Annotated in this window: 20 protein-coding genes and 1 pseudogene; 17 read left to right on the top strand and 4 right to left on the bottom strand. The window is 57.3% G+C overall.

What is annotated here, in order from left to right; all coding sequences use genetic code 11:
* Positions 1 to 157: 157 nt before the first annotated feature.
* The 16 genes and pseudogenes from AB8B29_RS28435 to AB8B29_RS28360 all read left to right on the top strand — a co-directional run bounded on the left by AB8B29_RS28435 (position 158) and on the right by AB8B29_RS28360 (position 18,789).
* Positions 158 to 565, top strand: coding sequence for a hypothetical protein (locus tag AB8B29_RS28435; RefSeq protein ID WP_047639072.1), 408 nt, complete (start codon positions 158 to 160; stop codon positions 563 to 565).
* A 96-nt stretch (positions 566 to 661) separates the two neighbouring features.
* A complete protein-coding gene (locus tag AB8B29_RS28430) occupies positions 662 to 886 on the top strand; it encodes a hypothetical protein (protein ID WP_092576927.1) in 225 nt (74 codons plus the stop codon).
* On the top strand, positions 883 to 2,340 hold the full coding sequence (locus tag AB8B29_RS28425) for a TolC family protein (protein WP_092576924.1): 1,458 nt from the start codon (positions 883 to 885) through the stop codon (positions 2,338 to 2,340). The genes AB8B29_RS28430 and AB8B29_RS28425 overlap by 4 nt, the downstream gene beginning before the upstream one ends.
* Positions 2,341 to 2,351: 11 nt before the next feature.
* On the top strand, positions 2,352 to 3,698 hold the full coding sequence (locus AB8B29_RS28420; RefSeq protein WP_037196955.1) for a multicopper oxidase family protein: 1,347 nt from the start codon (positions 2,352 to 2,354) through the stop codon (positions 3,696 to 3,698).
* A 37-nt stretch (positions 3,699 to 3,735) separates the two neighbouring features.
* The gene (locus tag AB8B29_RS28415; RefSeq protein ID WP_092576921.1) at positions 3,736 to 4,215 is read left to right on the top strand and encodes a cupredoxin domain-containing protein; all 480 of its coding nucleotides are present in this window, start codon (positions 3,736 to 3,738) and stop codon (positions 4,213 to 4,215) included.
* A 23-nt stretch (positions 4,216 to 4,238) separates the two neighbouring features.
* Positions 4,239 to 4,523, top strand: coding sequence for a copper-binding protein (locus tag AB8B29_RS28410; RefSeq protein ID WP_047552444.1), 285 nt, complete (start codon positions 4,239 to 4,241; stop codon positions 4,521 to 4,523).
* A gap of 783 nt (positions 4,524 to 5,306) precedes the next feature.
* Positions 5,307 to 6,782, top strand: coding sequence for a hypothetical protein (locus AB8B29_RS28405; RefSeq protein ID WP_092576919.1), 1,476 nt, complete (start codon positions 5,307 to 5,309; stop codon positions 6,780 to 6,782).
* A 64-nt stretch (positions 6,783 to 6,846) separates the two neighbouring features.
* Positions 6,847 to 7,863, top strand: coding sequence for a nucleoid-associated protein (locus tag AB8B29_RS28400; RefSeq protein ID WP_037196952.1), 1,017 nt, complete (start codon positions 6,847 to 6,849; stop codon positions 7,861 to 7,863).
* Positions 7,850 to 9,358 carry a hypothetical protein gene (locus AB8B29_RS28395; protein ID WP_092576916.1) on the top strand — a complete coding sequence of 503 codons (1,509 nt, stop codon included), beginning with the start codon at positions 7,850 to 7,852 and terminating at the stop codon, positions 9,356 to 9,358. Before AB8B29_RS28400 ends, AB8B29_RS28395 begins: the two co-directional genes overlap by 14 nt.
* A gap of 188 nt (positions 9,359 to 9,546) precedes the next feature.
* A complete protein-coding gene (locus AB8B29_RS28390; protein ID WP_051963479.1) occupies positions 9,547 to 10,017 on the top strand; it encodes a SixA phosphatase family protein in 471 nt (156 codons plus the stop codon).
* A gap of 87 nt (positions 10,018 to 10,104) precedes the next feature.
* On the top strand, positions 10,105 to 11,793 hold the full coding sequence (locus AB8B29_RS28385) for a phospholipase D-like domain-containing protein (protein ID WP_052224194.1): 1,689 nt from the start codon (positions 10,105 to 10,107) through the stop codon (positions 11,791 to 11,793).
* Positions 11,794 to 12,596: 803 nt separating this feature from the next.
* On the top strand, positions 12,597 to 13,661 hold the full coding sequence (locus tag AB8B29_RS28380) for a glycosyltransferase family 2 protein (protein WP_037196950.1): 1,065 nt from the start codon (positions 12,597 to 12,599) through the stop codon (positions 13,659 to 13,661).
* Positions 13,662 to 14,255: 594 nt separating this feature from the next.
* Entirely contained in the window at positions 14,256 to 15,185 is a 930-nt protein-coding gene (locus AB8B29_RS28375) for a substrate-binding domain-containing protein (protein ID WP_037196948.1), read from the top strand.
* A gap of 16 nt (positions 15,186 to 15,201) precedes the next feature.
* Positions 15,202 to 17,346, top strand: coding sequence for a methyl-accepting chemotaxis protein (locus AB8B29_RS28370; RefSeq protein ID WP_047639138.1), 2,145 nt, complete (start codon positions 15,202 to 15,204; stop codon positions 17,344 to 17,346).
* A 100-nt stretch (positions 17,347 to 17,446) separates the two neighbouring features.
* Positions 17,447 to 17,572 (top strand): annotated as a pseudogene (locus AB8B29_RS28365) (Gfo/Idh/MocA family oxidoreductase); the annotation flags it as partial.
* A gap of 263 nt (positions 17,573 to 17,835) precedes the next feature.
* Positions 17,836 to 18,789 (top strand): GGDEF domain-containing protein, encoded by a 954-nt coding sequence (locus AB8B29_RS28360; RefSeq protein ID WP_376774278.1) that lies wholly within the window; start codon positions 17,836 to 17,838, stop codon positions 18,787 to 18,789.
* Positions 18,790 to 19,567: 778 nt separating this feature from the next.
* Here the strand turns inward: AB8B29_RS28360 and AB8B29_RS28355 are convergent.
* The 4 genes from AB8B29_RS28355 to AB8B29_RS28340 all read right to left on the bottom strand — a co-directional run bounded on the left by AB8B29_RS28355 (position 19,568) and on the right by AB8B29_RS28340 (position 24,168).
* On the bottom strand, positions 19,568 to 20,128 hold the full coding sequence (locus AB8B29_RS28355; protein ID WP_348644921.1) for a response regulator transcription factor: 561 nt from the start codon (positions 20,126 to 20,128) through the stop codon (positions 19,568 to 19,570).
* A gap of 468 nt (positions 20,129 to 20,596) precedes the next feature.
* The gene (locus AB8B29_RS28350; protein ID WP_051964317.1) at positions 20,597 to 21,268 is read right to left on the bottom strand and encodes a Crp/Fnr family transcriptional regulator; all 672 of its coding nucleotides are present in this window, start codon (positions 21,266 to 21,268) and stop codon (positions 20,597 to 20,599) included.
* Between the two features lie 258 nt (positions 21,269 to 21,526).
* Positions 21,527 to 22,747 carry a polysaccharide pyruvyl transferase family protein gene (locus AB8B29_RS28345; RefSeq protein WP_092574203.1) on the bottom strand — a complete coding sequence of 407 codons (1,221 nt, stop codon included), beginning with the start codon at positions 22,745 to 22,747 and terminating at the stop codon, positions 21,527 to 21,529.
* The gene (locus AB8B29_RS28340; protein WP_063835658.1) at positions 22,744 to 24,168 is read right to left on the bottom strand and encodes an O-antigen ligase family protein; all 1,425 of its coding nucleotides are present in this window, start codon (positions 24,166 to 24,168) and stop codon (positions 22,744 to 22,746) included. The genes AB8B29_RS28345 and AB8B29_RS28340 overlap by 4 nt, the downstream gene beginning before the upstream one ends.
* A 149-nt stretch (positions 24,169 to 24,317) precedes the next feature.
* On the opposite strand from AB8B29_RS28340, the gene AB8B29_RS28335 reads away from it, so the two are divergent.
* Positions 24,318 to 25,160: a glycoside hydrolase family 16 protein gene (locus tag AB8B29_RS28335; RefSeq protein ID WP_037201156.1), complete on the top strand. Its 843-nt coding sequence runs from the start codon at positions 24,318 to 24,320 to the stop codon at positions 25,158 to 25,160.
* Positions 25,161 to 25,468: the final 308 nt, after the last annotated feature.

Genomic DNA, 25,468 nt, shown 5'->3' with positions numbered 1-25,468 from the left:
TGGAATTCTCCCAAGGTGAAGGATGAGGTGGCAGCCTTGTCCTAGGCGCTGTGCCCGCCTGGCTTTACGAACCGATGCCAATTTCGGTCATTAAAACAATGTGACATCGCCGTCGCTGTTCTTGTAATTGGGGGGTTTTAATAGTAATCGTCGCGGCATGGACAGAACCTACAGAATTGCACAGAGCGCAATACTGGTTTTTGTGCGGCTGGCGATCATCGTATCGCTGGCGGGATACACCATGTCCAGCGCCAACGCTGCAATGCACGGTTCGGCTTTTCCTGAAATCCAAAAGACCATGTCCGATGTGACGCCGCCGAGCGACGGCCATCATATGGAGCATGCATCCGCTGACGACCATCGTCATGGTTCTGCCTCCTCGGATGATGAGGGCGCTGCGAAACTCGTCAAGAAGGAATGCTGCAAGGACTTCTGCGGCGGCTTCGCGATCATGTGCGACGAGCCCAGGCTCGGCGGCCCTGTCGTTTCCTTCATCCGCGAGTTCATGAACGACCAGCGCTCGTTTGGCGAACTGCCGACGCTTCACCGCCCCCCGACTATCTGAATAGCGAGACTGCCTGTCTTGGGCACTGCATCGGATCGTTATCGGCTTCGTTGAGCCGACGACCTTCCGGACACACACTCCTATTCGGAAAAGAACATGAGACCTATCATTCTGGTGGTGGCACTGCCGTTGATCGTCGGCGGCTGCTCATCCATGCCTCCCACTGACGTTCCCACGCCGGACGAAGACCTTCTCTCGACGGCACGGTCGATCCAATATCGCACTCCGCTCACAGGATATGTCGCACGCCAACCCGCCGATCCGAAACAGTGGAAAAGGCAAAACGAGTTGCAGTCTCCTTCAAAAGGAGATGCATCATGACGCTCAGCCTCAAGAACGCGGCCCTCCTCATGCTCCCGATTATTCTCGGCGGATGCATATCCACCGAATATGCAAAACGGGATGCGGGTTTCGAGACGGTCGCCAATACCGCAGGCGCCGCGACTGCCAAGCATGCCGTGTGGATACAGAACAAGCTTCAGGCGCAGGCCGTTTCCGACGAGGTAAAGGGCTTGATCGGCAAGCGGCCCCTGGATGCCGAGACCGCCGTCCAGATCGCCCTGCTTAACAACAAGGGGCTGCAGGCAGCCTATGCGGATCTTGGCGACAGCGCCGCCGACGCCTGGCAATCGACCATGCTGATCAATCCCAAGGTCTCGATTGGAACCAGTGGTTTGGGAGCCCCGGAACTGGAGGCCTTCAAGACCATTGAAGGCATGATCGCCACGAACATTCTGGCTTTGGCTACCCATAAGAAGAATGTCGAGATTGCCGGCACTCGGTTCCGGCAGGCGAGGCTGGGAGCTGCAGTCGCGACCTTAAAACTGGCTGCGGATACCCGCCGCGCTTGGATCAACGCCGTCGCCGCGGCAGAGAATGTGGGGCAGCTCCAGCGTGCTCAGCTTGCCGCGGATGCGTCCTCCGAGCTGGCATCCAAGCTTGGCGAAACCGGCGCGATGACCAAGGGCTCGCAAGCCCGCGAGCATGTGTTCGCAGCGGAACTTGCGGGGCAGACGGCTCAGGCTCGACTGGCGGCCAGGCTGAGCAAGGAAGAGCTGGCGCGGCTGATGGGGCTATGGGGCCCTTCGACCGACTATCAGATACCCAACAGGCTTCCTGCTCTTCCGACGACGCTGATTAAACGAGACACTATCGAAGCCGAAGCGCTTCAAAAACGCATCGACCTTCAGATGGCAAAATGGGAGCTCGATGCCACCGCCAAATCCTACGGCCTGACGGAGGCCACCCGATATGTGACGGACCTCGAAATCCTGACCGGATTTGAGACGGAGCGGGCAATCGAGGACGGCAAGAAGAAGGTCGAGACGTCCGGCCAGGTCGAACTGGACTTCGCGATACCGATCTTCGATACCGGCAAGGCCCGCTCGCGAAAAGCCGAGCTGGCCTACATGCGCGCCGCAAACCAGCTTGCGGAAAAGGCCGTCAACGTTCGCTCGGAAGCTCGGTCAGCCTATGAGGCCTATCGATCGAACTACGAGATTGCCAAGCACTATCGCAACAACGTCGTACCGCTCAGAACGAAGATCGAGGAAGAATCGCTCCTGACCTACAACGGGATGATCTCGAACACTTTCGAGCTGCTGACCGACACGCGCGACAAGATCAACTCCATCCTGCTCTCCGTCAACGCCAAGCGCGACTTCTGGCTGGCGGACGCCAATCTCATGCCGGCGATTTATGGCGGCGGCTCCGGCGAGGCGGCCGGGCCGGGCGAAACCGCGTCGACACCGAATGCCGGCAGCGCAGGACACTAGGGATCCCGAACATGTTCAACAGAAGACAGATCATCGGAGCAGGTGCCGCCCTGCTTTCAACCGCAGCATGGACGAAAACATCGGCAATGGGCCTGCCGGATGCCCCGACAATGGGGTCGGCCGAGATGCAGCCGCCAATTCATCCCAACTCAGGCCCGGATTATCAGCCGGTGGTCACCTTGAACGGCTGGACGCTTCCTCACCGCATGAACAACGGCGTCAAGGAATTCCATCTGGTTGCCGAGCCGGTGGAACGCGAGATGGCGGACGGCATGACAGCCTATCTCTGGGGCTACAACGGTCAATCGCCGGGACCGACGATCGAGGCGGTCGAAGGTGACCGGGTTCGCATCTTCGTCACCAACAAGCTGCCGGAACACACGACCGTCCACTGGCACGGCATGATCCTGCCGTCCGGAATGGACGGCGTCGGCGGCCTCACGCAGCCCCACATCCCCGTCGGCAAAACATTCGTCTACGAGTTCGATCTCGTGAAGTCAGGGACGTTCATGTATCACCCGCATTCGGATGAGATGGTCCAGATGGCCATGGGCATGATGGGTTTCTTCGTGATCCACCCCAAAGACCCGAAGTTCATGCCGGTCGACCGTGACTTCGTATTCTTGCTCAATGCCTACGACATCGATCCAGGCTCCTATGTGCCCCGGGTCATGGAAATGACCGATTTCAACATGTGGTGCTGGAATAGCCGGGTCTTTCCCGGCATCAGCCCGCTGGTGGTTTCCAAAGACGACCGTGTTCGCGTCCGCGTCGGCAATCTGACGATGACCAATCATCCGATCCACATGCACGGCTACGATTTCGAGGTCACCTGCACGGATGGCGGTTGGGTCAGGCCCGAGGCACGCTGGCCGGAGGTCAGCATCGACATCCCCGTCGGTGCGATGCGGGCCTACGAATTCGACGCCAAATATCTCGGCGACTGGGCGATCCATTGCCATAAATCGCATCACACGATGAATGCGATGGGCCACGACATCCCGACCTTCATCGGCGTCGACAAAAGGGGAGTGGCGGAGAAGATCCGCAAGCTCCAGCCCGAATACATGCCCATGGGCACCAAGGGCATGGCCGACATGGGTGCAATGGAAATGCCCATCCCTGAAAACACCATCCCCATGATGACCGGTTGGGGTCCGCATGGCCCCATCGAGATGGGCGGAATGTTCTCCGTCGTTAAGGTCCGCGAGGGCGTCTCCGCGGACGATTACTCCGATCCGGGCTGGTACGAAAACCCACCCGGAACGCAGGCTTGGGAATGGACCGGCGAAGTGCCGGACGCGACCAAGATCAAAGACGCCAAAATGCAGATCACGCCCAAGCCCACAAAGGGCTGAGCGCTGCTATCTCCCATCACACACATAAGGATCTACCATGAAGAAATATGCATTCGCGCTCGTGTTCGCCGCCTTGGCCGGCCCTGCAGTCGCCTCTGGCAGTCACGCCGGCGGCCATGACGAAAAGATGGCCGTCGGCGAGGCCGGAGATAAAGCCAAGGCGACACAGACTATCCGCGTCACCATGAAAGAGACGGACGACGGCAGAATGATCTTCACCCCTGATGTCATCAAGGTGCGCAAGGATCAGACCGTCAGAATCTCGCTCAAGAATGCCGGAACCGTCGACCACGAGTTCGTGCTTGATCAGCAGGGCAAGATTCTCGAGCACAAGGTGCAGATGGAGAAATTCCCGGAAATGGAACACGCCGACGCCAATTCGATCCGGCTCTCTCCCGGTCAATCCGGTGACATCATCTGGAAGTTTACAACGGATGGCCAGTTCAAGTTCGCTTGCCTCGTGCCGGGTCACTACGAGGCCGGCATGCATGGCGATGTCATGGTCGCGGCGAAATAACAATTGAACGGAGGAACGAAGATATGAGAATCGCAATCACGACCGCTATTGCCACCTTGCTCTTGCTGAGCACAGCCTTTGGGACATTTGCTCAGGAATTCACCAAGGGCGTGGTCAACAAGGTCGATGCCAAGGCGAAGAAGGTTACCATCAAGCATGAGGATCTGAAGAACCTCGATATGCCGGCAATGACGATGGTCTTCCGCGTTGAAGACCCCGCGCTGCTGCAAAAGCTCAAGGAAGGTGCAGCCATCGAGTTCGTTGCCGAGCGCGTGAACGGCAAGCTCGTCGTCACTCAGGTTAAATGATCGAGGACGCCGCGCCTGGGTATCCCGGGCGCGGCAGACCGGTTCGTCAAAATTTGACATTCCAATGTGAGCTGTAATTTATTCGAGTATTATCCGGCCAATATCGGTTTCGCAGCAATAAACGGAGTGCTCCATGGTTCTCCATATGCTTTGTTGTCTGCAACTTTCTCGAACGACAATTGTGAGATCAACATGAAACATTCGATTGGCATGCTCGTCTTCGCGATATGTATTGCGCCTGCCGTTGCGGAGGCAGGGGCTCCCTCCGTTGCCGCAAGCTGTGAGTCACTTCAAACGGCCATTCGTCAGCGTGGAGCTGTGGTTATTCACTACTCATCTCCACGCGGCGTCCCATTGTTTGACCGATTTGTCGATGGCCCGGATCGCTGCCCAAGCAAGCTTACCGAGCGCCTTGCCCTGAACTCCGCTGGCGGACGCCAATGCCAGTTACAGGTTTGTGATCCGTCGAATGACCTGCGCCCCTAGGCGCAGAGTGTATTGCCTGCGAGTTCATGGCGAAGTCGACCGAAGATAGATCGCAGGTGAATTGGTGTGACTTCCGGAAACTCAGAAAGCGTGCGCCAAGGCAATCTCCAGGCCGGCTTGCCGGCTGTCATCCGATCAGGCCAATCAGCCTGTGTAGGATGCTGCGAACACAACTGAATTTTGAAAATTAGATACTATCGGCAGGTAAGATAATTATTTCCGCGCGAAATATAAACTTGCTTATTCTTGCATGACGAGCAAATATAGGGCGGATTTCGGCATTGCAGGAGAAGGGCAATGAATCGGATCTTCTCAATCAATCCCGAGGATGCGTGGCCGGACTTTCCGCTGAGATCTTACGCTCGCCTCGACCATCACGAGCCGGACGACTTAACGACGGCGCAAGAGGCTGTTTTCTCGTTTGACGCCGTCGATGCTGGCTGGTTCGGATTTCCGCTCAATGAACGGATGGATTTGGGAAAGCCCGTTGATACGCGCGACGAGATGCGTGATTTCTGGTCACAATTGTTTAAAGGTTACCTTGGTCCCCCTAAAGACCCCTTCGATGAAATGCCGATATACAACATCGAGGTAACGTCGAAGAAGGGTGATCGATATTGGGACGTCCTGATCGCTTTCGGGGAAGAGGATTGGCTCGATATCGAGCTCGGTGACACAGGACGTTTTCCCGTCGATGTCTATGGATCGCTACTGGCAGCCCCGGTTATAGCGTACCTGCTCTCTTTGTTGCAGGTTACGGGCGATACGGCGGCGGCACTGTCGAATGCATTCGACGTGGATGCGTGGCCTGACGCTGCCGATGGGGACGTTGACGCTATTCTGTCCGGTGTCGGTACGATCGACATGCTTGCGATGTATGATATCGGGCAGGGCAGCGCTATCGGTCTGCTTGATAGTTCCGAGACCGCCCGGCTGTATTTCGACCTCGGCGCGGGCGCCTATGGCAATCGTCAAACACGACCAAGGCCGCTTCGGTTTTGCTGGCGCGGTTCTCCTTCGATTGTCCTGTCGCACTGGGATACCGATCATTGGGCCGGGGAAAACAGCGATCATGGAGCAAGGGCAAGAAAATGGCTTGCGCCGCGCCAATATAATCTGGGGCCGCGCCATCACGCATTTGCTCACCGCATCCTCAAGAATGGTGGCACGCTCCATATCTGGTCCGGAGCGCCGGGGAAGGTACGGTCGATCAGCAACGGCCCTGGGCAGACCCTATCGATCAAGCGCTGCAGCGGCACCTCGCGAAACGGCAGCGGGATCGCCTGCTACCTTGACGACGATAACTGTCAGGCCAGCTGGCTTTTGACGGGCGACGCAGGCTATGGCGAGATCGGCGCCGGCCCGGCTTATACCTTGACGGCGCTGACGGTCCCTCATCATGGCGCCGATATGAGCCATAAGGGGGCGCCTCCCGCTGCGATGGCTCTGCATGCAAGGCTGTTCTACAGCTTTGGGCCGGACAACAAGCACGGAAAGACGTCGATCAGCCACCCGACGGCGGTCGCGGTCACCGCACACGACGGTGCCGGATGGAGACACGGAGCATGGTCGCTCACCACACCGGCGCAGGTCGTCGCGGGCGGCGATGTTCTGGCAACGGCGTCTCACTCGAACGGGGCGAATTTGGCAGTGCATCTTGAAAGCGCCGTCGCCGGCTGGACGGCTGCGCCGGCAGTACCATTGAGCACCGTACCATGTGTCTCGGCATGTGGCACAAAGCATGGCTGCACGAGCAACGTCATCCAGGCTTGATGATCGCCTTATATCACTTTGATCCTGTTTTCTGAGTGTTCACCGGTAGGTTTGGGAGGGGCGCTTGGCTTTTTTCGATGACAGCGAATTGAATGAGCTCAAGATCGAAAGGATGATCTTCCACCTGGTCGGGCCGAAGAACGGCCTGGTCAAACTGGAGGAAGTCAATCCCGGCGAGTTCGAGAGTTTCTTCGTCGACCGCATCAGGTCTGTGAATGGTGGCTTGCCCTATGCTTTTTCGGATGCATCTTCGACGCGCGAGCGTCTTGGCCGCATCGCATCGAACGGCGGGCTCTTCCAGGAGGAAAGCGAAAAGCTGGCCGAGGATTTTCAAAGCCATCATGGCGGGACCGCGGCTGAAGGTGCGATTTTACTATTTGTCCTGAAGGCAAAAGCAACGCGATCGTTCGCGCTTCTCAAATATGACGATGAAACAGTTGTCGCCTACGACCTGAAGGATGGCAGTGGCGGTCGAAAGACGGTCAGCCTTGAAGCCATTCAGCGAACTTTCGTCCAGAACAAGGCGGCGCTGCAAAAGGCGGCCCTCATCAAACTCACGGACAAGGGTGGCGAGCTAACGGTGCTGGACAGGCGCAACCAGCAAAAGGTCGCGCAATATTTCGAAGCCTTTCTTGGCGCCCGCCAGACGTTAAGCGATGCGGAGCTGACGAAGAAGCTCGTGGATGTGACGCGCAAGGTGATCGGCGATAATCCCGAACTCGTCGATGGCGAGGTGGTCAAGGAATTGACCAAGCGGACCTACGACGCTGCTTCGGGTGGCGGCAGGATCGATAGCGAAGACCAGCGGTCGTTTCTCGAGACAGTCGTCGGGCACAAGCTTGCGGACGACAACGCCTTGCTCGGCAAGTTCAACCGTGCCCTCAGTGTCGAGCGAATCTCAGGGGTACCGATGAAGCTTGTTCCCGATCAGGTGAAGGGACCAAAGACCCTGTACTACAAGACCGCAAACGGTATCGAGATCCGGGTTCCGAACGAATTCCGCGCGCTGATCGAAAAGACCGACGACGGCATGATTGTCATCCACGACAAGCTGGTGGTTGAAACCGATGACCCCAACTGAGATCCTCGATCTTATTCTTCGCACGCGTCCGACGAAGGAGGTCGAAGAGCACGCGGAGCTGATCACCATCAGGGCAAGACTTGATGATGCGGGTTTGCGTGCAGAGTGGCAGAGGTTGCGCGCCAATATGCCTGCCTTTCTCAGCTCCGTCACCATCAGGCGAGAGGGGACGGACACCGCCCTCAATGACGACGAGGTGCCGCTTGCGAACGCGGTTTTCGCCATTACGCTCAACAAGGCCATGGATGCTGCCGTTCTCCGGCTTTTCTACGGAAAATCCTTGATCAGCCCGGCAAAAAACCTGGATAGCTGCCTTCATGTGTGCGCTGCAGACCTGACCGCGGATCAGGCATTCACCTCCTATGGTGCGAGGTTTCAGCCTTGGACCGAGCAGCCTCCAATCCCATTCGATCGGGCGACGGAATTTCCCAATCCTCGAAGTATAAGTCATGATGCCAGCAGCGTAGGGCTCGTGCCCGGGGACATACGCCCGTGGCTGCTTCAGGATCATCCGCAGCAATCCTCGCCCACCTTCGCGGCCTGGCGCTTGTTGGCGGCTCCCCGACTGATGGCGGCGCTTTCAGACCAGGTTTACAAGGACGCTGCCAGCACGGTCTATCAGCTTTCCGGTCCGCCCAGCCGAAAGGTCAGCGCCTCCGCTGCCGAGTTGGTTGTGCTGTTTGAGCGGCTTAGTGACGGTGTGCTTTGGGTGTTTACAGGCGGTGAAAGGGACACGGAAACCCGTCACGTGCTGCTCGCGGCGGAGTGGGCGCGCAGCTATCGTCAAGGGGTACTCGCCGCGTTCGGAGACGGGAGTCTTGAATCCGCGAAGGCAGCCTACGCGGCCTATGTGAAGGCCGGCAGCAAGGAAACGTTGAAGGCGCTTGCCGACTTGCGCAAGACAGTCGTGGACGAAGCGCAGAAAGCGACCCAGCGAGCGCAGGATATGACGGGCGCATTGTGGAAGGATCTAGCCGTTGCGACAACGCCCTTCGTGATCAAGATTCTCTCCGACGCCTCGAGGACACCCAACGCCTGGATTGCTGGCCTATTTGCCATTGGCGCCGCTGTGTTCCTGATCTTGTCGTTTCGCGTCCAGACATTCGTGAACGGCAGCTACTTCGCAGGCCAGGACAAGGCCCGTACAATATGGACCCTGCGATTGAACCAGGTGCTCACGGCCTCTGAAATCGAGGAGTTCAGCGAGACGCCGATCCAGAAGAGCGTGTCGGACTATAATCGGGTTCGGAAAATTGTCGGCACAGTCTACGGCGTGCTTGTTGTCATCCTTATCATTTTCGGTGGTTTTCAGTTCTATACGGCGGCAACCATGAAGGCATCGCCGAGCGTCGGCGCAACGAATGCAAAGCAGGGCCAATCGCAGACCTCGACCGCAACCGGGTCGACGCAAACAGGTTCCGGCGCTGCCAACACGCCTGGAAGTCCTCAAAAGCCTGCGCCGGTTCCCAATGTGCCGGGAGCCACGCCACCATGAGCCGGAGCTTTGGTCCCTACGGGCGCGGCGACGTCCAAGGCAGCAAGTCAGTTGGCTGCTGCAAAGACTGCAGCCAGATGAAACTTTTGTTAAACCCAACAATTGCCATTGCTCTTGGTTGCAGAGCGAATATCGTAAATCCAGTCTAAGGTAGTGATGGAGGGTGACAGCAGCCAAGGAGGGATGAAATGGCGCCTGTCAAAATATTGATCATGCGGCATGCCGAAAAGCCCGGCGACCAGGCCGATCCAAATCTGGCGCCTGAAGGTCAGGATCGGGCTAAAGCCCTTGTCACCTGGTATCCTGAAACCTTTGGTCCCCCCGATTTCATATTCGCCGCAGCCATATCGAAACACAGCGAGCGACCCGTTCAGACGGTGCAGCCTTTCGCCGATGCCTTGGGCCGCGAATTGTACACGCCTTATGCCGATGAGAACTATGCTGCCTTGGCCGAGGCGCTGCTTTCCGAGCGTAAATTTGACGGCGGCACGATCCTGATCTGTTGGCATCATGGTCATATTCCCGGATTGATGCAGGCGCTTGGCGCGCCCGAGGGAAGCTATCCCGATCCATGGGTGCCGACCGTGTTCAATCTGGTTCTTGTCGCTGATTTCCGCGATGGCGTGCCCACTGTCTCGGACGTGTCCGAACCATTCTAGTCTGATCTTAACAGGCCTTCGCAGCCTTCAGCAGCCGCGCATGTGAGACGAGCATCACCTTCTTTACAACGAAACGAGGGGATTGAGATGGCTTTTGCGAACACAGGTACCAACGGCAGCCTTGCGGTAAAGCTCTGGCGAGGCGAACGCATGTGTCTCATCGGGATGGACGTTACCGACCCCGAGGACGATTTCGTCGGCTTCGCGATCGAAGTGAAGAGTCCGGGTTCGGCCGATTATGCTGCCCTGAAGAACCGCTTGAATTTTGACTACAATACCCCTGGAGGGAAGGGCGTGGACGGCTTCCGCAATTTTCCGTCGACCTCTGCGCCCTTCCAGAAGTTCCGCTGGATCGATTTTCCCTATGATCCAACGGATGGCGACTATCTTTATAGGGTGACCAAGATGCACATGAACGCCGCCGGCGCATTGCGCAGTGGCGATCAGGTCGCCGACCTTCCGATCTCGCTCGACCACATGACGTACAGCGATTATCTCGACGTCGGTTTCACCCGCAACTTCGCCTCCTCGCAGGCCTATGCCGATAAATTCGGCAACAATCCGAATGTAATCCCGAGCGATCCTGATCAGGGCCTGACATTTACGAAGCTGCAGGGCGACGTCTACCAATGGCTCGGCTTCGAAGCCTATGACCTCATATTCGGTCTGTTGGACGAGGTGGTGAACGATCCCAATCTCGCCATTGATGTCTTCGCCTATGATTTCAACGAACGCGACATCGTTGCCAAACTTGAGAGTTGCGGTGCCCGGGTTCGCGCCATCATAGACGATTCGGGATCACACAAGCCAGCAGGCAGCGCTGAATCGCAGGCGGCTGCGCGCCTCGCCGCCTCGGCCGGGTCGAATGCCGTAAAACGGATGCATTTCAAGACCTTGCAGCACAACAAGGTTTTTGTCGTCCGGCGCGGCAGCCAACCCATCAAGGTGCTGTTCGGCTCCACCAATTTCAGTTACCGCGGTCTCTACATACAGGCAAACAATGCCCTCGTCTTTCATTCGAGCGACGCGGCCGAGCTGTTTGGCCGTGCTTTCGATCTGACCTTCCAGGGATTGGCGGCCTTCAGCCAGGACAGCATAAGCAGCAAGTGGAACCTCGTTCAGGCCGCCGGCATGCCTGCCGCGCATTTCTGCTTCTCGCCGCACAAGTCGAGCGATCTGTCGCTCAGTCCCGTGGGTGCGGCGATCGACCAGGCGTCGTCGTCGGTGTTCTATGCGATCGCCTTCCTCAATCAGATTCGCTCGGGCTCGGTGCGCCAGGCGGTCGATCGGCTGATGGGCAAGGACGTGTTCAGTTATGGCATTTCCGATAAGGAAGGGGGGCTCGAAATCCGCAAGCCCGACGGCACTGTCGGCCTGGTGGATTTCAGCTATCTCGCAAGCCACGCGCCGGAGCCCTTCAAGACCGAATGGGGTGGTGGAAACGGCATTCATCAGCATGACAAGTTCGTCGTGACGGATTTCAACCTGCCGACCGCCAAGGTGTTCACCGGATCGTCCAATCTGTCGCCGAGCGGCGAAACGGGCAATGGCGACAATCTTGTCATGATCGAGGATCAGCGGGTTGCGACATCCTACGCCATCGAGGCCCTGCGGATATTCGACCATCTGCATTTTCGTGCCGCAATGCAGGGTTCGGGCGCGCCCAACAGCTTGACGCTCGCGCGACCCCCGGCTGCCGGGCAAGATGCCTGGTTTCGTCGCTTCTACACGGCGGGTTCTCAAGCCGCAAAGGATCGTCTTCTCTTCTCGCATTGAAGACTTGATGATCCTGGTCGCGGCAATTGCCTGCCCCGACAACGAGGCGATGGTCCATGAACCTTATTGATGCGTTGCCCCTTTCCACCGAGGGGCGATTGCAAGTCTCGCCCCCTACGGGCGCACCTACCCGGTTAAGCAATCTCGGTGACGACGTATCGAACGAACTGGTCAGCTGGGGTTACGCGATCTGCGATCTAAGTGTTCGCGCAAAATACAAAGGGCCGGTATTGCGGAGTGTCCCCGCTTGGCCCTTCCCAAAGACGGCATAATTGTTTTCAAGAGCTTGGATGACCCATCGCCTGTGCATGGGTGCGTCCGACGACACTGCTGGGGGTGTAGTCTCGTCGGACGCGGCACTGGCCGGGTTGGGGGTGGCATCCGACCCGGTAGCGTTTATTCTACCATCTACTAGAAGTTTATTTAACCCACCCGAACGGGCAGTCATGAGGCCATCCTAGCTACCCATGGGCAGGATGCACCTGTCGTGTTGCGAGTAGAATTGCATCCAGTCGTTGTGTCCACGCTAATCAAACGCGCGCAGTCGTCGCAACACCCGCCTATTCGAAGAATGCATCGTCAAGGCAGTCCTATTTCTTGGCCAGTCATTCAAAAGCCACAAAACTGAAGAGGCTCGCAGAGGTGCAAACGGATCGAGCATGATCCCTGGCACCTGTTGCTCGGCATGTCTCTGAGACAGCATTTGCGCCCCAAAAGCTGCGCTTGCCGGGAACCTACCTATCCATAAGGACCTGAATGAGAAGGTTCGCCGCAACCAAAGCAAATCTGCGAGGTTCAATGCGATGTATTCCATCCAAGACCGTGTTCCAGTTTCCATTGTTATTGCGAACTACAATTACGCCCGCTTTCTCCGGCGCAGCATCGATAGTGCGCTGGAGCAGAATTACGACGATACGGAAGTCATTGTCGTCGATGATGCTTCAACGGACGACACGGCCGATGTCGTTGCGTCCTATGGCCCGCGAATCAAGACTCGTCTGCGGGAAGTGAACGGCGGGCATGCCGCTGCGTTCAACACCGGCTTTGCATCGAGCAGCGGCAAGATCGTGCTGTTTCTCGATGCCGATGATTATCTCTATCCAAACGCCATATCCGAGGTCGTCGACGCTTGGGAAGAGAAGACTGCCCAGATGCAGTTCAGGCTGCATATCGTCGATGAACATATGCACGTGAAGGATGTGTTTCCGCCTTCGGAGCTGCCGTTTGATTCCGGTGACGTCACCCCGAAGCTGCTGCGGAAGGGGCGCTATCAGACGACCGTCACGAGCGGTTTGGCGTTCAAGCGCTCGGTCCTGGACAGGATCATGCCGGTTCCGGAGCAGGATTTCAGGCAAGGGGCCGACGGGTATCTGGCAACCGTCGCGCCGCTGCATGGGGACGTCACATCGATCGACGACTGCCTTGGCGCCTACCGCATACATGGAGCCAATCATTCGGTCTTCGCCGAAAAGCTCGGCCAACGCGCGCGCTGGCGCATACAGCATGATTTTCATCGGCTGGAAGCCTTGTCGGATCAGGCAACGGAGATCGGCTTGGAGGTGCCGCCGGATATCGGGCTCCGCGATCCCGTTCATTTGGAAGAGCGTTTGGCATCCCTTTGCATCGATCGGGACCAGCACCCCATAACCGATGATTCCAGGTTCTCCTTGGCGACTGCCGGGGCGGTCGCAAGTCTGGAAATGAAGACATCCCTACGACGTCGTGCGATGCAGGCAGCCTGGTTTCTCTCAGCAGGCATCCTGCCTCGCCGCATGGCGAAAGCCGTTCTGTCCTGGAAGCTTGTCGCCTCGTCGAGACCTAAGTTCCTTTTGCGCCTTTCGAAAATCATCCGGTCTGCCATGGGATAGAGCGGCTTCAGGCTCTCAGACTTAGGAAATGGTCATTTTGGCGACCACGAAAATCCTGTCCGCTCTTCGGGCAACCCGCGAACTCCGGGGTCTATTGACATTGTTGAATCATACAGGCGTTGCAAGGCTGCAATCAGGGAGAGCTGAATGGGAAAAGGGACGCTTGATCTTCGCATCATCCGTTTGGAGGATGCGCCTCAGATACGACTGTTTGTGACGAAGAGGTTCACCTCTGTCGGCAACGACGAAAGTGGGGGGACTTTGGAATTGAGGGAAACTTACGGCCATACTGCGGAAGCTACCTGTAAGGCGCCTCGAACGGCTGCGCTCTCGAAGCTTGGCTGTCCAGCTCCAGTCCAAAGCAACGAAGACCTCGAAGATTAAATAGAGTGGGCCAATACGCAATCTTTCTCTAATGGAGAATATTGCCTGCGAATAATACAACCAAAGAAAAGCTTTTTGCAAATAACATATTGTGCTGATTGCATTGAATACATTATGATATTCTTAATTAGATTGGTTATCGTAAAGTAAAATTTAACTAAAAACTCATTATAAATCTTCAACGCGGTGCGCGTCTTATGGAGATGGATAATGAGAAAAGCCATACTTGCTGCTTTCGTGATGGCGATATCCGCCTCGACTGCAAGCGCACAGACGATCGGCGTGTCGATGTCCGGTCTGGATAAATTCAGAACCGCATTGCTCAACGGAGTCCTTTCGCAGGGAAAGACGATTCCTGGGCTGAAACTTGTCGTGCAGAACGCCAAGGGCGACAACGAGGCTCAGAAGGCGCAGATCCAGCAGTTCATAGCCGATAAGGTCGACGCCATCATCCTGGCCGTTTCCGATGGCGACCTCGGCCCGCAGATGACCAAGCTTGCCGCCGATGCCCATATTCCGCTGGTCTATATCAACAACGTCCCCTCGAACCTGTCGGATCTCCCGGAAAACCAGGTCGTGGTCGCGTCAAACGAAGCGGAATCGGGAACCATGCAGACGAAGGAAGTCTGCTCGCTCCTGAAAGGCAAGGGACGCGTCGTGGTGCTGATGGGCGAACCCTTCCACGCAGCCGCGCGGGCACGCACTCAGGACATCGACAATGTCATCGCCACGCCTGATTGCAAAGGTCTCCAGATCGTGGAGCGGCAGGCGGCCTATTGGTCGAGCGACTACGCCGATCAGCAAATGCAGGAATGGCTGTCGGCTGGCGTGAAGTTCGACGCTGTTATCGCCAATAACGACGAGATGGCGGTCGGCGCGATCCGTGCCATGAAGCGAAACGGCATGTCGATGAAGGACATCGTCGTCGCAGGCGTCGATGCGACCGATGATGCGCTGGCGGCGATGCAAGCGGGCGATCTGGATGTCACCATCCTTCAGAGTGCCTCCGGGCAGGGCGCTGCAGCGGTCGATGCTGCAATCAAGCTCATAAGCGGGCAAAAGGTGCCACGAGAAAACAACGTGCCCTTCGAGCTCGTCACGCCCCAGAACATCGCCCAATACTTGCCGAAGACCCAGTGAGCAAACGAGGATTATGATGTTGCGCTTTTGGAATAAACTTGGCATCCGCGCGCAGATAACGGCCGGCTTCCTGCCGCTGATCCTGCTCATGAGCCTACTCTCGGTCAGTGCGATTTCCGGCATGGACGGACTTTCGTCCATCTTCTCTTCCTACCGCAGCACCGCCGGCCAGAGCCTTGCTATTTCCGACTACAGCAATCAGCTGCACGAAATCCAGATGTCGGTGGAAGCTTTCCGATCCACCCCGACGCAGGATGTCGTGAGCCGGTTCCGTGCCGGGGTTAAGGCATTTGCCGCCGACGACCAGCGCTTTGCCGAAAACAACGCTCTGCAGACAGGAATGGCAAGCATCCGCCAGGATGTTGCGGCCTATGGCACGGCCTTCGAGCAGATCGTCTCCCTGCATGCAAGGCGCGAAGCCTTGATCTCCAAGGTTACCGAGTTCGGCCCCTGGACCAGTATCGCGCTCAATGACGTCATGCGTAGCGCCTGGCGACAGAACGACGTCGCTCTCCTGCATGCGACCGCCGCAACACTCGAGGCCTTGAATCGCAGCCTCTATTTCTCGGAGCGCTTCATCTACTCCGGTGATCTAGCATCTTACGACATTGCGCAATCGGCGCTGAACGACGCGATGGCTTTGAACGACACCGCCGCCAAGGTGGCAAAGGGTGAACTGCAGCATAAGCGCGTTCTGGGCGCTGGTCAGTTGATGCAGAACTACACGAGCCGTCTTGGCGACGTGAGGGATATCTTGCTGCAGACCAACAAGATCCGTGCGAGCGAGCTTGATGTTCTGGCACCGAAAATCGCAACGGGTTTCCAGAATCTGCAGGCCACAATCATCGATGGACAGAAGACGCTCGATGGCTCGGTCGAGACGACGGTTGCCTCCGCCACGCGCTCGACGCTCATGTTCAGTGGCCTGCTGATCGTGATTGGTCTCGTGCTCGCCTATTTCGTCGGTCAGCTGATTTCCTCGGCCGTGCGCAATATGGCGCAGACGATGGAGCGGCTTGCTCGCGGCGACGACACAATGGTGGTCGACGGTACCGAGCATCGTCATGAGCTCGGCGCCATGGCGCGCTCGCTGAAGGTCTTCCAGGAGACGGGACGCGGCAAGCTCATGGCGGAAGCCAATGCCGAACGGGCTCGCCTTGCGGCCGAAGAAGAGCGCCTGCGCCAGGAAGCCGAGCGGCTTGCCGATGCGCAGGTGATGGAGCACGCCTTCCAGCAGATCTCTCTGGGTCTCGATGCACTTTCGAAGGGCGACCTTACCGTGCGTGTCGGCGAGGTTGACGGTCGTTACGTCCGTATTCGGGATCACTTCAACAACTCGGTCTCCAGTCTGGAAGAGGCTCTCGATTCCGTCATCCGCGCAGTCGGCACGATCAAATCTGGCCTTTCGGAAATCTCGACGGCCTCCAACGATCTTGCCCGCCGCACGGAACAGCAAGCTGCCTCGCTTGAGGAAACGGTGGCTGCCCTCGGCGATGTGACGCGCGGCGTCAATGGCACGGCGGAGGGGGCAAGTCATGCTCAGAACGCGGTGGCGACCGCGCGCGCCAATGCCGAGAACGGCGGGGCGATCGTCGCCCGTGCGATCGCGGCTATGACGGAAATCCAGAGTTCATCGTCCAAGATCGGCAATATTATCGGCGTCATCGACGAGATCGCCTTCCAGACCAATCTTCTTGCCCTCAACGCGGGTGTGGAAGCCGCGCGAGCCGGCGAGGCGGGGAAGGGTTTTGCCGTTGTCGCCCAGGAGGTGCGTGAGCTCGCCCAGCGATCGGCCAGTGCCGCGAGAGAGATCAAAGCGTTGATCTCGACCTCTTCCGCGCAGGTCAAGGCAGGCGTGGAACTCGTCGGCGAATCCGGAACGTCGCTTGCGCAGATCGTCGAGCAAGTCAGCGCGATGAGCAGCACGGTTGCGGAAATCGCGGTTGCCGCGCGTGAACAGGCTGCCAGCCTGAGAGAGGTCTCGGCCGCCGGCGATCAGATGGACAAGGTCACTCAGCAGAATGCAGCCATGGTGGAGGAAACCACGGCGGCTGCCCAGAGCCTGACGCAGGAGACGGAAAACCTCGCGGACCTCGTGCAGCGGTTCAAGACACGCAGTGCCGCGGTCCCCGGGTCCCGTCTCTACGCATTGGCATCCTAACGTCGGCGCCAAGAGCCTTCGATCATGCGGCCGGGCTGAAACGTGTCTCAGCCCGGCCGCATTCGTTCGTGCATCGAGGCGAGGTTGGCCGCCTCACGACCGCACGGGCGCCGAGGTTGCCGACGTCATCAAGTCCCCAAATGTCGATGCGATCCTGATCGCGACGCCGGCACCAGGCCATGCCGATCTCATACAGGCAGCCGCGAGAGCCGGGCCGGCGATCGTTGACTAGCACCCGGCAATCCAGCCTCTTTGGGTGCGATTGCCCGCTCGACGATGTCACGATTGAGACAGGGGAAGCGTTCAATCGAGCTTCGCCAATTTGACGTTTGCGGTATGACTTTCGCCCACAGGCCTTGTGCAGATCACGATGAGCGTGGGAAGTTTCCCGCCCGGTCTTGGGCGCTTGTTTGGTTTTGCATGGCCGGCCTATTTGTTTTTTCATCGCTCGCGATTAAAGCTTGGGCGGAGACGATCCATTCTGAGGGCATGACGGCCTTGGTCGATAATGAAACGATGCTACAGGTTGCGCAGTTGATGGAAGCTGCGGGGGTGCTGGTTGCGGTCTACGACCAGGATGACCGTGTTCGCTTTACCAACCGCGCGTTTCGCTCGGCGTGGTTCATAGAGGAGGATGAGTATCCGCTATGGCCAGAGCTCATGCGGCGCAACTTCCATGCTGGTCGCGGGACGATCATCAAGACCGACGATTTCGAGAGCTGGTTGCTGACAACGCTGGCCAGGCGCGGCAAGAGCGGGTTTCGGGCATTCGAGACGGATCTCCATGACGGCCGCTGGCTTTGGATGACGGAGACCATGCAGCCCAGCGGCTGGATGTTGTGTGTTGCAAGCGACATCACCTCCATCCGGTCCGATGAAAGAACACTCCGGCAAGATCGCGACTTCGCGCTCAAGGCTTCACAGACAGACGAATTGACAGGGATTCCCAGCCGGCGGTTCGTCATGTCCAAGCTTGACGAGCTGGTGCGCAGTCATGGCGGTGTTGCGGAGCCGGTTGGATGTCTTGCCGTGCTGGACCTCGACAATTTCAAATACATCAACGACCGCTTCGGCCACGCTTTTGGCGACGTGATCCTGAAGGATTTCGCCATCACGCTGCAAAGACTGGTCCGCAGGACGGATATTTTCGGGCGGGTCGGTGGCGAAGAGTTCGTCCTCATTCTTCCGAACACGACCCCGGACGAGGCGGAGGTGATCGTCCATCGTATGCTGCTCGCGGTGCGGCAGTCACGGCCGCTACCTGAGCACGCTGGCTTTCGCTATACGTTTTCCGCCGGTATTGCCTGTGCCGTGCGTGGCGACGACGTCGGTGAGCTCTACCGAAGAGCCGATCTCGCACTTTACGCCGCCAAAATGAAGGGGCGCGACCAGATCAGTATTGAACCGGATACGCATCCTGCTCGGGCGGCGAGGCCATCATAGTCGTTCGCCGGTGTGTGGAAAAATCCATCCCATTCATGGCTGTGATTTACGCCCAATCCGACGGAGATTCGTCCTTTGCCGTCGCGAAGGAAACGTATTCCCTGAAGCTCGAAGGCTTGGCGGACAGGTGCCGGCGCTTCGTTTCGATCCTTTGCAGTGGAAATTTCCATTCGGCGGATCGCCGGGAACGAGATGTCGGCTTTCCTTGCCAATTGTGACCTGGACCAACCCGGCACGCGCGCAGCCCGGACCTGCGCAGGGTCGAGGCGCTCTTCTCCCATGGACTACACTGAGCTGATCCGAAAAGCTGACGTCGCCCTCAATGCCCGGAAGCGATCTGACAGACAGCAAATATGCTTCTATGATCCAGAGCAAGACCGCGTTGGCGCAACGAAAACCGCCCATGCGCTCTCCGCTTCAAAAAGAACTGTAAGAAGAGAAAATCGCAGAGGCTGACCTTTGTCACGGGCAAGCTCAAGTCTCCGCCGCAGTCGGGTGTCCATTTGAAATTCCTAGGCTGCATTCACCTGAATGCCGCATAGAATGAAACCGACAAGCGCCGGAATGTCATGAAATTGTAGCGCTGCGCTAGCGGGCCGGCGTCGACCTGCCCAGCGGCTCAAATCTTTTCAAGCCGCAAAATCCGGCGTTGGCGATGACGCATGCCTTGGCTGAGGCCGCTTCGTCTGTCGCCATATCAAGTTCACGCCGACGATCGCTATCTTTGGCGATGCCACATGGTGGGCGCAACCAAAGCTCGCCGGCGCGATGAAAAGCGTTACTGCACGAGTTCCCGGATCTTGTAGGCAACTTCCGTGCGGTTCGTCGCATTGAGCTTCTTCATGATGTTGCGGATATGAACCTTCACGGTGCTCTCGCAGAGGTCCATTTCATAGGCAATGATCTTGTTTGCCTTGCCGCGCCTCAGCGCCTCGGCAACGACGACCTCGCGCGGTGTAAACAGACTGTCGAGGCAGCAATTCTTGCTCGCGGCGGGAGTAATCGACTCCTTGGCAGCCAGAATGCTGCTGGCAGGCACGAATACACCTCCCGCACGGGCAAGGGCCACCGCTTCCGCTGCGACCTTGACATCGACACTGGTCGGAATATAGCCGCGGGCACCGCATTCCAGCGCTTGCAAAAGCTGTGCGAGCTCGTCGCTGTCGGCGCCGACGATCACGGGGCTGGCCTTGAATCTCTCCACCAAGGCGCAAATTTTCGTGCTGATTTCGGAGTCGGAAACCTTGCGTCCGCCAATCATGAAGAGAACGGCTGACGGTGCGACCTGCATGTCCCGTATCTGCCATTCCTCGAACGACGCTACGGTGACGATATTCATGCTGTCGTCATAGTCTGTGAGACTTCTTGATAGGCACTCGCGGTCCAGAGCCCTGGAATCGATCAGAAGGACATAGTCCTCTGATTCTGCCGCGCCGGCGATGCCCGAGGCAACAAACGGCCTCAATGAATCCGGTGTTCGAACTGAAATGATGCGAGCTGCTGTTTCTGAAGCGAATTTCTCATTCGTTAATGACTGTCCGTTCATGGTCGATACCCCCAACCTTTAGTGTGACCCTTATTCTTCTTGTGACCGCCCGAATACTTCTATTCTTTGGATAGCAAAGCCCTTGTCTAAATTTCAGCATTGCTTCTTGCTTCATATTGCTCCCCTCAATCTAGGTTTATCTTATTACAAACTAATACTATATATATTTTTGCGCGCATTAACATATGTTAATAAAAACTAGGAATATTGAGGTCACGAATTCTTACAACTCGAATACAACAATAATCTTGGCCGACTTGTTCACATCACATGCTTATCAAAATAGGACTCATCGAAATCGACGAGCTCCATGAGGCGTTGACGATCGAGAAACGCAACGACACCGTTGCGGAACGAAAGAAGGCCTGCCTCGCGCAGATCCCTGAGCACACGGTTTATATGTACGGTCGATAGACCGACGGCGTCGCCGATGTCGGCTTGCGTCAATGGGCAGTCGAAGCCGTCGGAATTCCGATGCTGCCGCGAGGCTCCAATCCGGGTCGCCAACTCGAGTAAAAGATAACCGGTTCTCTCCATTGCATCGCGCCGGCCGATATTGGCAAGCCCCTCGGACATACGGGCCTGGCGTCGCATTAATTCCGTGAGGACAACGCGATAGAAAGAGGCGGGCGCTTCGATCTTCGGAAGCGATGTGAAGTCCGGAAAGACTATGACGCTGACATTGGTGATCGCCTGTACCGTCTCGCGTGAGAGCACGGTCAGCGGGGTCGAAACCATGTCGCCGCGCAATACGAATTCGGTGACGATGCGCGTGCCATTCGGCATCATCTTGCTGGAGGCCGCCCATCCCTCCTGGATAAAGAGGAGGCGCGGCGCATCGCTCTCATAATCGCAGATGATGTTACCGGCAGCAAAGGTACGCGGAACGCCACCTAAACTCTGTATATGATCGATCGAGATCTGCGCTGCCATGATATCGGCCCCTCAAACCGAAAGCATATCCTGAACGTTCAAAAAGACCATTCGCAAATATAAATCTCGCTATCCGCGGCAATTTTATATCATATAAAATCAGATGTGTCTTTGATCGAAATCGATCTACAATCATGACCGCGCTGCACTATTATAAGTATATGAAATACACTTTCTGTAAAGAATAAAATAGGATGGTGAAATAGGAAAATCTGAGCGAAGAAACTCACATTAAAGTATTACATGTGGCTGCCTTGATTATACTTTGTGCATGGCCTGCAAGTCATCCCCGATCAGATGTCGGCGCATATTCATGATTCCGGCTTCGGCTTCGGCCACGGTGGTACGATGACGATTCGATTCGATTCCCTCGGACTCCGCGGCTTTCAACAACCAAGCGATATGAGGGGGGAACAATGCTGCGTTGCCGACGAAATATGCCTCTCGCCCGACCGAATTGAAGAAGCCTTCGACCTTCCCGTCCCAGCCCAATCCTACATGCGGAATCCTCAGAGCATAGGCGGCGATACAAGCATGCAGCCTGTGCGCCAGAATAACGTCGGTCGAATGAAGTATCCGGACCAAATCATCTGGAACCCGCGGGCGTTCAGCGAGATCCAACATTCCGGCTGCAATGACACGATGCATCGAGACTGAATTCCGAATCTGCTCGGCAAAGACTTGATCTTCTTTGGCGCCGTTACAGAACAGGATCACCCGATAACCATCATCAAGAAGTAGTCCGATCAGATCCCGATAATCTCCAATATTGCAGAATGGGATTTTCGACATGTTCCGGCTGGCGTGTCGCTGCAGGATCATAGGATCCGTCACGCAGAGGCCGACCGTCGGTTGGAGCCCTTGCGATGGCATGCGACGTTCATGGCCGGAAAATGCCTGGACCAACAATCCCGGATCGCGAACAATCTTGGCGGCTGGCCCTTCAGGAAAATGCTCGCGCCAATTATCTTGGGCGAAGCCGTCACGCACGGAAAGATGGACGAGCTGAGCCTGCTTCAGTCGAGCGAAGAGATCATACGCTTTCTTCGACCAGCGCTCGCTGACGCCCACTGCGTAGATCGCCAGTGGCCGATTGTGGCGACAGACGCAGTCAAGGACCTGGCCGACTTTCAATGGAAAATTGAGATCGTCATCCTGGAACAGATTACCGCCGCCGATCACCACCGCATCCGCCGCCGCAATCTTGGCGTCCCACTGGTCATGGAGTTTGCGCAACTTCCGCTCCAGCATGAAGCGAACCAACCGTTGCCGCGCGAAGACAGGTAGCCGCTGTAGCAGCTTGAGCGCATATCGGCGTTGCCCGCCGCGGCCTGTCCCGAAATCCTGTCGCCCCGCAAGATCGACGGTCTCGACTTCTATATGGTCCGCCCTGTTCCTCAATGCGGTCTCGACGCATTGCGCCAGAAGCCCGTCGCCCAGATTTTCGCTGTATTTGACGTTGAAGACGACAATCTTCATTGCAGTTCTCCGACAACACCGAACTGCGGCTTGCGCGCGATACTCATCTGGCTTGCTGTGGCTGTCAGGGCGGAAATACCGCCTGCAAGGATGTAGAACATCAATCCCAGATCATAGACGGTGCCGGAGGTTGCAGCCGAAATCAGGACGGTGATGAGCCCGGCTTTGGCTGCGCGCACAACCGCGGAAACCTTACGGGACGGCAAATGTCTGGATCGCGTGTCGGCTGCCATCAGCATGGCGACGAAGCTTGCAAAGATCAGTGTGCCGATGACCCCGATATTGGATAGGAGCACGAGGCCGAAACTCGACGCCCGGGCGCTGCCGAGGCCGGCGCCGAAGCCACTCGTGTCGAGGAATGCCTGGTAGGCCATGGCGTTCCACATAAAGCGTTCGCGCCCGGACTGGCTGTCGGCCTTCGAGAAGAGCATCTCGTCGAGAAAATCATGCAGGTTATGAGCAAGATCAGGCATGACGATCAAGACGAAAAATACGACGAGCGGCATCGCCGCCAGAATCGACACAATCATGACAGGTCGCCCCGCGCCCGGTTCGCGACGAGAAGCCAGAAAGGATTGCAGACAAAGGATCGGCAGCAAGACAGCGAGCCCAACCAGTGCTGTCGCCGACGTCGAAAGGATCAGCGCTGCAAGCAATAGCCCGGCGACAATGCCTGTCGTGGTGGAGCGGATACCGCTCAGCCACAGGCTGGTTGTCATAGCAAAGAGAACAAGCGTGAAGTCCGCAAAGGCGGAAGCTTCGGGAAACGTCCCTGAAATCCGCTTGAGGCCACCCTTCTCGGCGCCGGTCAACAGAGCGTAATTGGCCGTTCGGACGAAGCCGAGAAGAAAATCGGTGTGGGTGAAATGGGTGACGATATCGGCAAGCGCGAAGCCGAGGTTGACACTCGCCACAACCAAAATGCCGTTGATCAGGATTCCAGGGGTGCCGTTGCTTCGGAAGAAGGCAAAGGTCGCGGCGAAGCAGATGAGGCCCCCCACCGCATAGACGGATTGGGTAATATTGTTCGACGAGAATTTCAGCGGCACCAGCGCAATGAGATTACGTGCGCCGATTGACCGCTCGACCGACATAGTCTGCGTCACGCCCTGAAACAGGCGCGGAAAGAAAATGGCCGTTGCCAAGCCAAAGGCGGTCAGAAGCAGTAGGAGGAAGCCCGGACGCGGGGGTGCCAGGGCGGCAAGGAACGGCCCTTCTCCATGCGCCATGAACAACCGTGCCGTGAAAAATAACAGAAAGAGGCTCGGCACCAGAACCGATGCGCCGCCGAGGCCGGGCACGCTGAAGGCCGCGGCTGCGCCGAAGATCGTCGACAGTATCATGACAACGAACGACCACCGCACAGGTGCGGCCAGCATCGCAATGCCAACGATCAATGTCACCAGTCCCATTAAATTCATAGGTTGTAGCCCCGAGTTCCTGCCTCATTGTTGCCACAAGCTATCATGCCGGTATGCTGCTGTATTTCCGCCATGCCTAAGCCTTTTGGTGGACGCGCTAGCCGAAAAACGTTCTATGCCGGACGAGCTGCGCCGTTCATGCTGGCAACATGGATCACACCTCGCGCAGACATATCTGGCCATGCTCGAACGACCGCCGCACATTTCTCCGCGCCGGGCTCGTAGCGGCATTTGCCGCAATCGCAGGTATTCCGGCCGCACATGCCAGTGATACCGGAGATGGGCTCGACCTTGGCGCTATGGCGCTGACATTCGAGGACAATTTCGACAACCTGAGCGTTTCCGCTTGGGGGCCGGGCACTCGCTGGATTGCTCATACGCCCTGGAACGGCGACTTTGGCGGCGCGCGCTTCTCCGATCCGAACGGCGACTTTCCCTTCACGGTCGAAGACGGCATGTTGCGCATTACCGCGGCGCGTGATGGCAAGGGCGTCTGGCGCTCGGGCCTGCTTGCCTCTGTCGATAGCAAGGGCAATGGCTTTTCTCAGCAGTATGGCTATTTCGAAATGCGTGCCCGCTTGCCCGACGGCCCGGGTGTGTGGCCAGCCTTCTGGTTGATCGGCAAGGACCGATCGAAATCCACCGCCGAAATCGATGTCGTCGAATATTATGGCGACAAGCCGGGCGCTTACTCATCGACCGTTCACGTCTGGCACAAGGACGGCCGACACGATTCCGATTATGCCCGCATCAAGGTCTTTGGGGCGGCAAGCCCCTCGGAAATGCACAGCTATGGCGTGAAGATCGATTCCGACTTCATTCGCATGTATTTCGACGGCGCGCTGGTCTGGAAAACCAAGGTTCTGCCGGAACATCGCCAGCCCATGTATATTCTCGTCGATCTCGGCATTGTCGAGGGAGTGACGCGGATGGTCGCCTCCGATCCTTCCTTCATGTTCGTCGACTATGTCAGGGCCTACCAGTTCAAGTAGCTGTCGCCGCAACAATATCCCTCCCCAAACCGTCTCCTGGCCCGCGTGCGCTCCACATCGCGGCAACATCCACATCCCTGCCAGAAATTGGTGTGTTCCTCTTGCCGGCGCCGTCCATAATGCTTTCGGTCAGGTTGCAACTGCTCCTTCGATCTCTTTCGACGAAATGGCTACATCACCTAAGGCTTAAGACTTTTGTGGGTGGCAATGGTCATCCCAATGATCAACTGGTGATTTTCCGGCAGCGTGAAATTCTGCGGATGGCGATGAGGCACGCATGTCGTGCCAGCGCCGGCCGCAAGACAACC

Source organism: Rhizobium sp. 11_C7_N12_5 (genome assembly GCF_051811145.1).
In the GTDB taxonomy this organism is placed as follows: domain Bacteria; phylum Pseudomonadota; class Alphaproteobacteria; order Rhizobiales; family Rhizobiaceae; genus Rhizobium; species Rhizobium lusitanum.
The sequence above is the reverse complement of the archived record's forward strand: the minus strand, read 5'-3'. Positions and strand labels throughout refer to the sequence as shown.